Genomic DNA, 13,021 nt, shown 5'->3' on the forward strand with positions numbered 1-13,021 from the left:
TGTTTTCTCAGCACACATCAACCCTACCCACCCATCGAGCTAATTTGCAGTCATAAGTAGATGTAGAACCATCATAGATCAAAAACAAGTGAACATGATAACTACCTTCTGGCGCATGTTCTAAACACCAAGCATTGAATTTTAGATTCCTAAAACACTTGTCTTTGTTTGCCATACGATTACGTAGTGTTCTTACATGCTTATTAAATATCTCAATATCAACCCTGTCCTGACTATCAGCTCGATACTTCAAATCCACTCTAACCACTAGATTACGACTATAATGATTAAATAAATCTTCAACATGCTTCTTAAGACTCTCAAGTCTTCTTTTAACCCTATGTTTATATTGACGAAGATCACTGTCTACTTTTGGTTTATGCACTTGAAATTGCCAACTGAAATAATCTAGAAGCTGATCACTTACTTTCAACAATGACTCATAGCTATACTTTCCATCTCTGAGTTTTTTAAAGTTTTGAAATTCAAATTCAGTGATAAAGTCAAACAATCCAAGATAGTCTGAATAGCTGTGATTACAAGAATAAATCCTCTCAAAGTCATCCAACAGCTTGATCAGTCTAGGCAAATCATTTCTTTGTAAACCTTGTTCAATAGTTGTCTTGGTAAAGGATTCAATTTCAATAATGAGATTGGGTTCATGCAGTGTATTTTGATTCATATTCATGATGAGCAGTTCCGATACGTTCTCATCAGATGAGTGATATGAATATTTTTATATTTCTAATTTAGTTATATATTTCATTTAGATAGTATTAATCTATATATATTAATCTATATATAGTATCTACTACAGTTTTCCAGAGAAAAAAATGCCCTAGGATTCATTGAAATATAGATACATTTCAATCTGTTTACCCTAGAGAATGTTAGAAAATTAATCATTTTCAACAAAGCTAAAGTTATGCTACGCTTTCAATGGAAAAACACACAAACAATCATGATTTTTCATCGTCATTTTTCTTAACAAGTACATGCTTGGCTTTAGGTTTTTGCCCTGGTGTTAGCCTTTTCTCTTTAGGCACCCAACCTTGAATTGGGTGAAATAAGCTCTTGTAACAAATGTATGGTAAATACTTTTCCTTAAAAGCTCCCCTAGTCGCCTTATCTGTAGTCTCAATTTTTAACGACTTCGATGAAAGCTCGATAATTCCATCTAAAATAGCATTGTGCTCTATAAGGTAAGCAATCTCTGCTTTTATAAATGCAAGAGAACCGCTATGGGATGAATCCTCTGAATTTCGATATTTATCATTACGTTCTTTGATAAATTTTTTCAAAAATAAATCTAAGCTTTCACATATATCAATAGTCTGTAATTTTGAGTCATAATTAAAAATCAAGGTTAGGTCTGCATACAACGTTTTGTCTTGCCTAAATCCAAATACTTTTTCATCCCAACGCAATATATACCCCCTTAACCAACGTAAAGGTTGAGTTGAGCGCCCTACACGAAGGAACTCTGTCAAAATTGCCGATTGCTCTTTTTTGCTAAACTTACCACCATGCAGACAATCAAATGTAAGATGCAATCGATGAACAACCACGTCCTTTTCTAAAAGGTAATCAGCATATTCTGACAACTTTTCAAATGACTTATCTAACCCTTTAAGCTGCTTGTTATAAGTATTCACATTCAGACTTGCCTTAAAACTGTTTAATCTCTCTTCATACTCTTGAATTATTTCAGGACTTATTAGTTGAGAATTCAAACTCAATAATTCCTTCTTATAGAAAAAAAAGAAATTACTAAAATCAGTTAAATTTTGTGAATCAAAGCCAGATGTTGTTCTTTCAAAAAAAGGAAAATCTTCATTTTTTAATTGATTAAAAAGACTAAACCAAATACGCCCTAATCGAGTCAGACTATCACCATAAAATTTAGGTGAGCGGCTTTTATTCGAAATTGCTAGCATTGTCACTATATTGAATAATTTTGGTGGAACCGTTTTCAAAGTTTCGCAAAAAAGCTCTACCAAATAAATTAGACTGCCGCATGGGGTTTTATCCTTATGCCTTATAGGAAGTAAAGCATGAGGTAAATCCATCAAATCAACTTTATGGAGATAATTGTAGGCGATTAGAGAAAGATGCTTGCAATCAAAGCTTTTTTTACTTTTAGAAAGCATTAAAAGTTCATCAAATGTGATCTGTTTTGTTGCATCCTTTTGCTGCGATTTACCATCAGGAATTAAGTCGCTAATAGAACATTTCTTAAATACATAATCATTATTGTCAAGGCCTTCTATGTTCAATCCTATTACTTGGTTTACTGAAAAAAAATAACTGTAAACCCAATACCAACAATTAAAGCGTGATGGGATATTGTTCTTTTTTATTAAACCTACGGCATTGTGAGCACGATATTTACTAAGGTAATTATTCCAATTTGTCAGGGAGTAACTCCCAGCAGACAGGCCAACTTGGCTTTTCATTTTCTTATCTAACTGAGACATGATCCCGTCTTCTGAGAAATTTGCATGTCTACAATTAAACATCAATATGCAGTGCAAATTTAAACCAGCTTCTTGCATCGGTTCCAGCTTTAATAAGTAACTTTGTAAATTCTCAATTTGATCAATCAATTGGTATACAGCATTGATTTTATCGTTAAGTGCTTTGAATAAGCTCGTATAACTGTCTGAACAATCATTGGAAGGTGCATATAGCTTAATGTCCAAGCACATGATGAATACTTGCCCATATCGATCTAACGTATCATTAAAATACTGAAAATAATTCTCTTCTTCATCTGACAAAGCAAAGGTTTCTTTAACCGTATCATCAGTTCTTATTTTGGGTTTTAAATATTCAGATATCGAAAAATAAGCCTGTGCCAAATCTTCACGAGGAATGGAACTAAAATCCAAAGAGTTGTTAAGACAAAATTTATTTAGTTGAAAAATTTCGTTAAACCTCATGACAACATTTGTCTTTTGATCCAATTTACCTTGAACTTCAGATTCCCCCAAATATTGTACAAATTTTCTAAATGCGGGTATCTCCAATCCATGCCATTCAGGCAATAATCCAGATGCATACTGCAAAGAACCAACAACTTTTAAGAAATTTTCTCTGCTATTGAAGTCCATTTTTTCAAATGCTTTTTTTCCCCATTCATTATCATTCTTAATATTTTCTAGCCATCTATCATAGAGCTGAATGACATCTATTGACTCTCTGAAAATTAGAAAATTTTGACCTCGACCTTCTTGCTTAATCTCATCATAAGTCGCTCTATACCTCATCTTAAGCAAATTATACATTTCTTCTTTTAAAATTTTAGGTAAATTAGGACTTATTCTCATTGAAACCTTCTATGTACGGTACTTACTGAATTTTGATCAAAATGTTATTCAGCACTTTTTATCATAATAATCATAATCTATACATTAAAAATCATGATATTTACAGTTGTTATTCAATGAATCAAAGAGATCATTAACCCCAAAATTTGAGTACAACTGTTTAATTTTTAAATGTCGCTTGAAGTTTTTTTTAGGGCAAAATCCTCTTAGCCCTGCAAAGTTAAACAGGCTACTGCTAGTGATACTTAAAAAATACAAGATGAATTCATTGAGCTTTATGCGGGGGAGTTAGGGTTGCAGAATCTGATAACTATCTAATAAAGACAGTACTATAATAAGTGTCGCTCTACCCTGATCTATATGAGGGAATAATTGGGTGTAAAAGTAAAAATATGATTCTCGCTCATTTAACTTTCATTTTTTTTGATTAAAATTTCTTTCAATAAATCGTGATTTTTCCTCAACTCGTGGATAATTGTTTCCTCCATGTAGTCAGTATTGTTATATGGCATATTGTAGCCAAAATTCTTTAATGCGGCCGATGGCTTTTCCGAATTTAGAATGCTTGTTAAATTTTTAATTTCTTCTTGCAATTCTTTTACTTGCTTTACCTTTTTGTCGGATAATACCTTACGATGCTTATGTCCATCGCTTATTACCTCCCTTAATTGTTCTTCTTTTTCCTTAATTAATGCTTTCACCCAGTCAACATCAAATTTTTCAAATTCTTTTATCAATGTAGGAGTTATTGAAGTTACAGCCTGATTCAAGCTCTTCCATTTACGCCCATTTAAAGCACATTGCTCACGTAAAACACTGTATAAAATTTCACGCCTAGGTAATAGTTTTTTATCATAACGCGCCCTAACTGCACGAATCGCACTCACTTTTCTTGCTAATCTAATGTTATGACAATAATAGTAAGCCCCCATTGTATCTACATATGCCATTAAAATTTCGGAAAACCGTTGCTTACAAGTTCTTGAAGATAAACTACTTCTTTCACTTTTCAGTAAATCTATTTTTATAAAAAAATCATATATTTGATTCGGTTTAAATCTAGGGTTATTTGAAAACTGCGGGATTACTGTCACTCTAAGTGGATTCCTTAAGAAATCATTTTGCTGCATTCTCAATATGATGTTATCTCTAGCTGCTACATATGAAGGATGTGTAATATCCGCCTCAAAATCACAATCATACCAATACTTAAATGTAATAAGCATTTCTTGCTCTAAATCATTCAGATCTGAAACAATGTCAAAACTCACAAAAAATAATCCTTTAAATATCAGCAAACTAAATAGTATGATACGCAAATTATATATTATATAAGCATCACTCTACTTTTTATTTTTTTTAAATTCTATAGTTAGGTAATCAATAAACAAGAGAGATACTTAACCATTTCAGGTTAAAAATCAGATCTTTATATAGCTATTTTTTCAAAAGGAATAGAGGTATGAAATACTTAACATCTAAAGAAATTCGCCACAAACTCAAAAATTGCTCTGCATCTACTTTATGGCGTTACCAACAACCTAATCAAAAAATGTTCGAGCAACCAATGCCTCAACCTATTAAGAAATGCGCTGGCTCTACTAGCCTTTGGGATGAAGAAACGTTTAACGAATGGCTAATCAAATATTTCAATAACAACCAAATGAGTAATCTGTCTAGCTAGACAGATTACTTAATTTTTTCCACCATTTTTTATAAGCCTTCGACATCTCTTTTTGATAATCATAATAGTCATATGTCCCCTGTTCCCCAGGCATCACATGACCAACCATCAGTTCCGCAACATCCCTACTTGTAAACGCACTGAAATTTGTCCTTGCTGTACGCCGTAAATCATGCATAGACCAATGATCCATTTCAATTTTATAATTCTTCCTTGCAAATTGCATGAAGTTATAAGGGGTATCTGTTGGCCCACTACGCCCCATTGGCTCTTTGCCATTTTCATGTGGGAAAATGTACTCAGAATTACTCAAATCAATTGCAGACTGAAGCCACGGTTTAATTTCATCAATAATAGGTCGGACAATATCCCCTTTACTTTCTCCTGTCTTATGATTTTCATACGGTACTGTCCATGTATTTTTTCTAAAATCAAAATCTGATTTCCGTGCAAGCCTCAACTCACTATATCGATTACCATAAAACAAACATAACTTGAGAAATAAAACATTCCTTAGGGATGTTCTCGATTCTTCACAAATTTTAAAAATTAAAGATAACTCATCATCTCTTAACACTCGATTCGTTTTATTCTTCTTAATATTTAAGTCACGCTTTCCAGTGATGTGTCGTATAGGGTTTTGCTCAATTAACTTTCGATTAACGCCCCAGTCCAAGCACTGCTTAGTATTTGTAAGAATACGATCAGTAATTGATGGAGATTGCTTGAATTGCTCCTCTAACAAATCTAGCCACATGTGTAATGTAATTTGCTCGGCAGGCATTCCCCCAAACTTAGGAAAAACATATAGTTCAAATGATCTTAAATATTGATCTGCATTTTTTTTGTTTGGAATACTATATTTCGCATGCCACTCACGAAATAACGCTTCAAAAGTTATAGCCTCTGTGATCTTGTGAATCTCTACTTTTTTATGAATACGTGGGTCATGTCCCTTTTCTAAAATTGCTTTCATTTTCTGCAATTCAATACGAGCTTCTTTAAGGCTCATATTTGGATAGGTTCCCAAGTCTAAACGAGCTTGCTTATCGTTATATCGAAAACGCATCTGGAAAGTGAGCTTTCCTTTTTGAGAAACACGAACGCTCAATCCATCTTGATCAGGCTCCGTATGTATTGCTGAACGTTCACGATCTAGATTCTTCTTAAGCCACGTATCTGTTAAAGGCATTTTACACCACCTGTGTACATATTTTTTTCAAATAGAAAATTCTAGAAAATATGTACACACATATGTACACAAACATACTGACTAGACTTGAAATCTATTGAATGGGGTTGAAAGATATACCAGATAAATAATATCAATATTTTTATATTTTTACAGTACTTACAATGCTTTTATTATCATATTTGAAATAGGTTGAATGGGCTTGAATAGATATCAAATATTTGGGTGGGAAATGATCGCAAAAGTGCGTCGTTGGGCAACCTGTGCCGCTAATTCGTCTTTAAAACTCATGAGAAAATCTACAATTTTGTGCACCCACGTATCTTTGTAAATCGAGACAAAGAAAGATGGCATGCGAAAGAATTTGAAATTGGCGCAATTGTAGCAGATTTCTCAGATAGGTTTGTGATTGTTGATATGTCTTGATTTATCCACAAAGTAAGACATGTGCGAAGACAAATTAGCGTTCAATCAGATGTAATTGTTACGCAACGCTTCTAGGACACATAAATATTTTTAAGCTTTTAAAGCAATTCAATATAACCACGCTCAAAATCAATTCTTTGAAGTCGATCACAAAAACTTCACTCTTTAAGCCGTATAAATAATCAGAGTCTTATTTTGATCAAGCAACTCAAGAAAACTATAAGGCTAAGAACAAAAAATGAAACTACAAAGATTTAAAAATATCAAGGAGATACAAAATGGACTCTCGTCTACTTCTAGCAATTATGCTGAGTAGTTTTAGTGTAGCCGCGTCTGCTTCCAGTCATCGTGAAGCACCATCAATCACTAAAATGCCAAAAGTCGATGCAACCGATTTCTATATGTTCAAAAGTTACGAACCTAACCGTAGTAATTTCGTGACCATACTCGCCAACTATCAACCCCTACAAGATGCTTACGGAGGGCCTAATTACTTTTCATTAGATCCAAAAGCCTTGTATGAGATACATATCGATAATAATGGTGATGCACAAGAAGACATCACTTTCCAATTTAAATTTGATCAGGAGTTAAAAGACTTACAAGTACCTGTTGGTGGTAAAAATATCTCGGTTCCATTATCAAATATTGGAAAAATTACCAATGATAGTAGTTCAGCACAAAATACCGCTGAAACATACACCGTTACAATGATCAAAGGTGATCGCCGCAAAGGAGATCGAAGCGTTCTCGGCTCTTTCAAAAAACCATTCGATAACGTTGGTGCAAAATCAATTCCAAACTATCAAAGCTATGCCAACAGCTTTGTTCAAAACATTAACTTTGGAAGTTGTGGCTCGGGTAAAGTTTTTGTCGGTCAACGCCAAGATCCTTTTGCCGTTAACTTAGGTGAGGTCTTTGATCTGGTAAATATTAAAATTCCTGCGACTCAACTCGCACCTTCGGGAGTAAATGCAGAAGATCAAGGATTGAATACCATTGCTAATAAAAATGTCACAACAATTGCTTTGGAAGTCCCTCAATCTTGTTTAGTCGCATCTAACGACACAGTCATCGGAGCTTGGACCACGGCAAGTCTGCCTCAAGCCACCTTGTTGAACCCAAATCCTGAAAGCAATCTCACCAGTGCAAGCAAAGTTGGTGGCGCTTGGACACAAGTTTCACGTTTAGGTATGCCTTTGGTCAATGAAGTCGTGATTGGTCTTAAAGATAAAGATAAATTCAATGCGAGTAAGCCTGTAAATGATGGCCAATTTGCAGACTATGTAACCAATCCTACTCTACCAACCCTCATAGAAGTTCTATTTAAAGATGCAACAGGTGGTGCTGTTGTTGCGCCAACAAATTTCCCAAGAACAGATTTAGTTAATGCATTCCTGCTCGGCATTCCTGGCTTAAACCAACCGAAGAATGTCAAAGCATCTGAGATGCTACGTCTGAATACAGCGATTGGTGCTGCTGCAAAAGATCAACAAAATCGATTGGGTGTTATTGGTGGCGATGCGGCTGGATTCCCAAATGGTCGTCGACCTGGCGATGATGTCGTGGATATCGAACTGAGAGTTGCAATGGGATTACTTTGCACAATTGATGGGGTAAATACTGCGGTTGGCTGTAAAGCAACTGATGCTAAAGCCGGAGGCATTGGCTTTACAGATGGCGCATTACAATCACCTCAACAGTTTGGCACAACATTCCCCTACTTAAATACTCCAGTCGCTGGCTCTCCATTCAATACAGTTAGTAAATAATGAGGAGTAGTCACCATGAGAAAATTTATTTTGTTGTTCATGGTTGGTATCGGATTAAGTGGATGTGGCGGTGATGATAATAATTCCAAGCCGAATAATAACAACCAATCTAAAAATGACCCCGTACTAAAAGAGACGTTGTCATTGACCAATCAACCTCAAAGAAACTTTGAACAGGCTGAACCTAAAAGTCTTGCTGAGATTTCAGAATCTCCTATAGATAACAAAGCAGAGCCTGTTTCAGTGAAATTTTAAGATGAAGGCCCTTGGCAATCTTTTGCTAAGGGTCTTTATGGGAGTTATAAATGTTAATTCGCCAACTAACCATTTCCACGATTGCGGTATTTTACTTGAGCACGGCTTTAGCTCATCCAAAGCATCATCATGAACACGCATCGGACACATCAGAAGATTCAAATTATTCTGTATTATTGAAAAATAATCACAACGATGAACTTAGAAATCAGATTGTTAATGTGCTGCTAGAAAAAGCATATTCAAAAGGTGATGGCGCTTTTTTAGAGCAAGCTGAAGAGCTTATGAAATCAAGTCACAACCCTTCTGACATTGAAAATCAATTGCTGCAAACTCGGCTTGCACAAGCAAACCATGAGTTTAGTCGTGCAGAAACGATATTAAATACAATTCTTACAAAAGATCCTAAAAATTACGATGCTATTTTGCAGCTTGCAAACATCTACAGATTACAAGGGCAATTTAATCAATCTCTAAAATTATGTAATCAATTAAATCAACAAGATGTAAAACTTTATCAAGTTGGTTGTCAGCTACAAGTCGACGCCATGACAAAGAATATTACTGACATCCAACCGAGAATCGATGAACTTCTTCAGTTAGCGCAACGACTGAATAAAAATGACCAACAGTGGTTAGGCAATATCATGCTTGAAGTAGCCACTCGGTTTAATGATCAAACTCTCGCTAGCCAATCGCTTCAACTACTTACTGTAGATAATTTACCCAATACACTCGCCAAATCTAATTGGTATATTGCTCAACAAGAATATCAAACCGCAATCAAAATTCTCACGCCTTATCGTTATCACGATGGTGCATTGTATCGAATCATCCTAAGCAAACAAAAACTGAATGATCCACTTGCAAAAAATGATCTCCATGAACTGACTGAACGCGTTCAAAACTTGCTTGATCATAAGGATCACATTCATCTCAGAGAACAAGCTCAATATTTGTGGATCTCCAAAAAATATGATGAAGGCTTAGATATCGCGGCAAAAAACTGGAATATGCAAAAAGAAAATGATGATTTCGAAGTCTATGCGGCCCTTGCTCTCGCCAGCAACAATCGTGCAAGCACGGAAAAATTATTAAATTGGAGCGATGCAACAGGCTATCAAAATCCCACCTATATTCAAAAATTAAAACAGATGTTAAAGCAACTATGAATCTAAATTCGATAAATAACTGAAAGCATAAACTTATCGTATTTTCATGTTCTAGAAATAAAGACAATTTATAAAATATATGGAATAAAAATGAAAAAAAGAATTTTGTATTGTTTGTTGATCAGTAGTAGTCATTTCTATTTGAGCCAAATAACGCATGCTGGCGGTGAACTGACATCAACGCTTCCAACTATTAAAATCACAGCATCATCAAATGCTGATAGTTCCTTTGGCGTGGCATTTACTTCATCTCAAGGAACAATATCAAAAGAACAAATTGAAACTCGACCTTTATCACGTCCAGCAGAGGTTCTTGAGACGATTCCCGGGGTTATTGTGACTCAGCACAGTGGTAGTGGTAAGGCAAATCAATACTTTTTAAGGGGATTTAACTTAGATCATGGAACTGACTTTGCCACATCGTTTGATGAGCAACCAATTAATATGGTGAGTCACGCACATGGTCAAGGTTACACAGACTTAAACTTTCTAATTCCAGAACTGATTGAATCCATTCAATATCACAAAGGAGCTGTGTCGATTGATGATGGTGATTTTACATCAGCAGGTACAGCAAAAATTTCGAGTATCCATTCTCTAGATAACCCTTATGCACAAATAACTATAGGTAATCACAATTTACTTAGATTTTTAGCCGTTGGAAACTTAGTTCTTAGTGATGGGGAATTAATTGGTGCAGTTGAAAATATCAACAGTGACGGACCATGGATCAATCCTGAAAATCTCTCAAAACAAAATGTATTCTTAAAATATTTCACGGGTGATCATAATAAAAATCAATCAATCGGTTTCCAACATTATCAAGCACGATGGGATGCGACTGATCAAATTCCAGAACGGCTTATTCAAAATGGCGAACTTAATCGTTTTGATAGCTTAAATAACAGTGATGGGGGTAAATCTTCTCGTACTGCGCTTTGGTATAACGCTAAAAATTATGAAAAAACCAAGTACTCTACACTTTCCTCTTATGCCATATACAACAAGTTAAATCTGTTTTCTGATTTTAGTTATTTTCTAAATGATCCTATCCGTGGTGATCAGTTTGAACAGGCAGAAGAGCGAACCATGCTTGGGCTTAAATTTCAAAAAGGCTTATTGAGTGAGTTATCAAATAAAGAGCTTTTGAACTCATTTGGAACATCTGTAAGATATGATTATATTAATAACCTAGGTCTTTACCAAACAGAAAATCGGCAGCGTTTCAATACCATCAGAAATGATGATGTTCGCCAATGGTCTATTGGCTTATGGGGACAAAATCAAACGACATGGCAACCTTGGTTAAAAACGATTTTAGGCGTTCGTGGCGACTTCTACTCTTTCGATGTAAATTCTGATAATAAAGAAAATAGTGGTCATAAAACTGATCATATTTTCAGTCCTAAAATGAGCATCATCTTAGGGCCATGGGATAATATTGAGTATTACATTAATTATGCCTATGGCTTTCATAGCAATGATGCAAGAGGAACAACAACTCGCCTAAACATTGACCCTCGAGATAGTAACTATTTAAGCCCTACTCTTCCCGTTTCACCATTAGTAAGAACCATCAACTCCGAATTAGGATTAAGAGCAAAAATTATACCCGAACTCACATCAACCATCGCTTTATGGCAACTCGATTCCGATTCAGAGCTGGTTTTTATCGGCGATGCAGGTACAACAGAAGCCAGTCGACCGAGTAAACGACAAGGTATTGAGATTTCACAATTCTATCAACCAACAGATGCTTGGATAATCGATCTAGATGTCGCTTGGTCAAAAGCAAGGTTTAAAAATAAAAGCGCTGAAGGAGATCACATTCCTGGTGCGATAGAAAAAACGATAGCCGCTGGATTTACTTATAAACTAAATGATCAATTAAATTTTGGCGGTCGTCTACGTTACTTTGGCTCACGCCCTCTGATTGAAGATAATTCAGTTCGTTCAAGTTCATCAACCTTGGTCAACTTGCAAGGCAGCTATCAGTTTAATAAAAACTTCCTAGCACAACTCGAACTATTCAATGTATTTGACCAAAAAACCAATGATATCGAATATTACTATGCATCATGTATTCGCCAAGATCTCAGTGATTCAGCATGCTCACCAAATACGAGCGACCGTGAGGGTATTTATGACAAGCATATTCACCCAACTGAGGGAAGAAACCTCAGAATGACCTTACGTTATTTATTCTGATCGGTGCAATAAATGCTAAGGAGGAGAACATCATGTGGATTCAAAAACAAATCAACATTTCACAGCGTTCGTTTCTCTTTAGCATACTGGTTCATGCCCTATTACTATCATTCATATTAAAATCAGCACTTTATATAAAAATAGACACTCCCAAAGAAATGAAAGTAGTTTTAATCCCACTCCCTCAAGCATCTCAAAGTCATAAAGAAAATATCGTTTCTGCTAGTCGTACAGACAAGATAAATCAAACCAACGCTGAACCAAAAGACAATACAGTTGATCACACACTAAATGAAAATCCATCGGACTTGATGGATTCTGACACGAAGGAATTAACCAAACAATTAGACAATGATCCCCTCGCTGAAGCACGATATCGAGCTGAAAAAGCAGTCAAAGATGCAAAGATCATTGCTGATGAATACCGTAAAAATATAAGACCCATTGATGAGCATTCAATTGCTCAACTCGAGGGTCTTTTGGAAAATGAAGATCCAAACACTGATCAAGTTAATCATTTGTATAAAGTTGAAATTTTAACTGACAAAATAAATGATCAAAAATATGAGGAGCTCATCAATAAAGCAGCAATTTTTGAACCGAATGTAGAAGAAAGCAAATACTTAGTCGAATTAAGAAATAAATTGAATTTGCTTATTGAAGAGGATGTTTTAAAACAAGCAACAAGTGGAAATGCTTCTATCAAATTTACGATTGATCCCGAGAACTTAATCATTGTATTAGAGATTTTTACGACATCAAATGAAACAAAACAACGCTTACAGCGCAAATTAGGCACACTGAACTATGATGCCTTATTCATTAATTCCAATCTAAATGACAGACCGTACTCGATATCATTCGAGCTAGATAATCTATTGACGTTAGATCAGTTAAATACTGATTAAACATTATCGGTATTATCATATAAAGACTCCTAAGCAAGGTTTTCTACATCAACAGAAATTCCAAATATTCCCTCA

General features: G+C 35.1%; 10 protein-coding genes and 1 pseudogene. 6 read left to right on the forward strand and 5 right to left on the reverse strand.

Translation table 11 applies throughout. The features are described from left to right. Positions 1-7: 7 nt before the first annotated feature. The 3 genes from IO68_RS26500 to IO68_RS26510 all read right to left on the reverse strand — a co-directional run bounded on the left by IO68_RS26500 (position 8) and on the right by IO68_RS26510 (position 4,600). The gene (locus IO68_RS26500) at positions 8-688 is read right to left on the reverse strand and encodes an inovirus-type Gp2 protein (protein ID WP_023013516.1); all 681 of its coding nucleotides are present in this window, start codon (positions 686-688) and stop codon (positions 8-10) included. A 271-nt stretch (positions 689-959) separates the two neighbouring features. Continuing rightward, positions 960-3,329 (reverse strand): hypothetical protein, encoded by a 2,370-nt coding sequence (locus IO68_RS26505; RefSeq protein ID WP_023013517.1) that lies wholly within the window; start codon positions 3,327-3,329, stop codon positions 960-962. Positions 3,330-3,736: 407 nt separating this feature from the next. After that, positions 3,737-4,600 carry a hypothetical protein gene (locus IO68_RS26510; RefSeq protein ID WP_023013518.1) on the reverse strand — a complete coding sequence of 288 codons (864 nt, stop codon included), beginning with the start codon at positions 4,598-4,600 and terminating at the stop codon, positions 3,737-3,739. Between the two features lie 191 nt (positions 4,601-4,791). On the opposite strand from IO68_RS26510, the gene IO68_RS26515 reads away from it, so the two are divergent. Beyond that, positions 4,792-5,013, forward strand: a complete 222-nt coding sequence (locus tag IO68_RS26515; protein WP_023013519.1) for a hypothetical protein — start codon at positions 4,792-4,794, stop codon at positions 5,011-5,013. On the opposite strand, the gene IO68_RS26520 is transcribed toward IO68_RS26515, so the two are convergent. Both IO68_RS26520 and IO68_RS34370 read right to left on the reverse strand, forming a co-directional pair. Then, positions 5,006-6,205, reverse strand: a complete 1,200-nt coding sequence (locus IO68_RS26520) for a tyrosine-type recombinase/integrase (protein ID WP_023013520.1) — start codon at positions 6,203-6,205, stop codon at positions 5,006-5,008. The genes IO68_RS26515 and IO68_RS26520 overlap by 8 nt on opposite strands. A gap of 219 nt (positions 6,206-6,424) precedes the next feature. Next, positions 6,425-6,496 (reverse strand): annotated as a pseudogene (locus IO68_RS34370) (hypothetical protein); the annotation flags it as partial. A gap of 413 nt (positions 6,497-6,909) precedes the next feature. Here IO68_RS34370 and IO68_RS26525 point away from each other — a divergent pair. From IO68_RS26525 to IO68_RS26545, 5 genes are all read left to right on the forward strand, one after another. Next, entirely contained in the window at positions 6,910-8,403 is a 1,494-nt protein-coding gene (locus IO68_RS26525) for a DUF4331 domain-containing protein (protein WP_023013521.1), read from the forward strand. Between the two features lie 15 nt (positions 8,404-8,418). Beyond that, on the forward strand, positions 8,419-8,658 hold the full coding sequence (locus tag IO68_RS26530) for a hypothetical protein (protein WP_007479423.1): 240 nt from the start codon (positions 8,419-8,421) through the stop codon (positions 8,656-8,658). 50 nt (positions 8,659-8,708) lie between these two features. Next, positions 8,709-9,830, forward strand: a complete 1,122-nt coding sequence (locus tag IO68_RS26535; protein ID WP_023013522.1) for a tetratricopeptide repeat protein — start codon at positions 8,709-8,711, stop codon at positions 9,828-9,830. Between the two features lie 90 nt (positions 9,831-9,920). Continuing rightward, positions 9,921-12,038: a TonB-dependent receptor gene (locus tag IO68_RS26540; protein WP_023013523.1), complete on the forward strand. Its 2,118-nt coding sequence runs from the start codon at positions 9,921-9,923 to the stop codon at positions 12,036-12,038. Between the two features lie 32 nt (positions 12,039-12,070). Beyond that, entirely contained in the window at positions 12,071-12,946 is an 876-nt protein-coding gene (locus IO68_RS26545) for a hypothetical protein (RefSeq protein WP_023013524.1), read from the forward strand. Positions 12,947-13,021 lie beyond the last annotated feature (75 nt).

The organism is Acinetobacter sp. COS3 (assembly GCF_000475335.1).
GTDB classification, from domain to species: domain Bacteria; phylum Pseudomonadota; class Gammaproteobacteria; order Pseudomonadales; family Moraxellaceae; genus Acinetobacter; species Acinetobacter venetianus.

Excerpts from the sequence above, each read along its gene's own strand:
- IO68_RS26500 (WP_023013516.1), bottom strand. The coding sequence starts at position 688 with ATGAATATGAATCAAAATACACTGCATGAACCCAATCTCATTATTGAA.
- IO68_RS26505 (WP_023013517.1), bottom strand. The coding sequence starts at position 3,329 with ATGAGAATAAGTCCTAATTTACCTAAAATTTTAAAAGAAGAAATGTAT.
- IO68_RS26515 (WP_023013519.1), top strand. The coding sequence starts at position 4,792 with ATGAAATACTTAACATCTAAAGAAATTCGCCACAAACTCAAAAATTGC.
- IO68_RS26520 (WP_023013520.1), bottom strand. The coding sequence starts at position 6,205 with ATGCCTTTAACAGATACGTGGCTTAAGAAGAATCTAGATCGTGAACGT.
- IO68_RS26525 (WP_023013521.1), top strand. The coding sequence starts at position 6,910 with ATGGACTCTCGTCTACTTCTAGCAATTATGCTGAGTAGTTTTAGTGTA.
- IO68_RS26530 (WP_007479423.1), top strand. The coding sequence starts at position 8,419 with ATGAGAAAATTTATTTTGTTGTTCATGGTTGGTATCGGATTAAGTGGA.
- IO68_RS26535 (WP_023013522.1), top strand. The coding sequence starts at position 8,709 with ATGTTAATTCGCCAACTAACCATTTCCACGATTGCGGTATTTTACTTG.
- IO68_RS26540 (WP_023013523.1), top strand. The coding sequence starts at position 9,921 with ATGAAAAAAAGAATTTTGTATTGTTTGTTGATCAGTAGTAGTCATTTC.
- IO68_RS26545 (WP_023013524.1), top strand. The coding sequence starts at position 12,071 with ATGTGGATTCAAAAACAAATCAACATTTCACAGCGTTCGTTTCTCTTT.